Here is a 615-nt window from a genome sequence, read left to right as displayed (position 1 = left end):
GAAATCCATGCTAAAATATAGATATAGCTTAGCAGGTGTTTATTTTAATTTACAACATAACATATATAGTAGCTGCTAAAACATATAGTCTAGCTAGCAGGCAGACATTTGTTATTACTGGACTTGCTTGAAGGAGACATCAAGAGGATTGTCCTTGACAAGAGCCAAACGTCTTTTTCCATTTTGGTGAACTACACCAACTTTTAAACAGAATTGATCATCAGAGGAAAATGGACAACTCATTGTACTAGTAACAGGGCAATACAATAAGTTGTAACCAAATTGTGATGATTTAACAATCTTGAACCAACTGCTATCTGCTTGACCTATGGTTCCTCCAGTCTCCAACAACATCGTCCCTAGAGATGCATCGTAATCTCCCACTTTCCAAATTGTATAACTAACACACAATTTCGATGTTGAAATAGCAAATTGGATGTTGAGTAGTTCATTTTCAAAGATACCTTGTCCAAAATGACTAGATGAACCAATGAATCTAACGGGTGTACCGCTAGGTCCAACATCCGAATTGTAACGGAATATGCCATTTGCACAAGGGGCATCTGAATTTGGGGACTTACCTAGGTACACATCACCACCTAACGCACCCCAAAA

Annotated in this window: 1 protein-coding gene; it reads right to left on the bottom strand. The window is 38.0% G+C overall.

Features of this window, described 5'->3' with window-relative positions; genetic code table 11:
* Positions 1–114: 114 nt before the first annotated feature.
* The coding region (locus BN13_RS19010) for a Kunitz-type protease inhibitor (protein WP_157038753.1) at positions 115–615 on the bottom strand (501 nt) is incomplete at its 5' end.

It is taken from the genome of Nostocoides jenkinsii Ben 74 (genome assembly GCF_001046875.1).
Taxonomy (GTDB): Bacteria; Actinomycetota; Actinomycetes; order Actinomycetales; family Dermatophilaceae; genus Nostocoides_A; species Nostocoides_A jenkinsii.
Note: the sequence above shows the minus strand (reverse complement) of the source record. Positions and strands in the feature narration are given on the sequence as shown.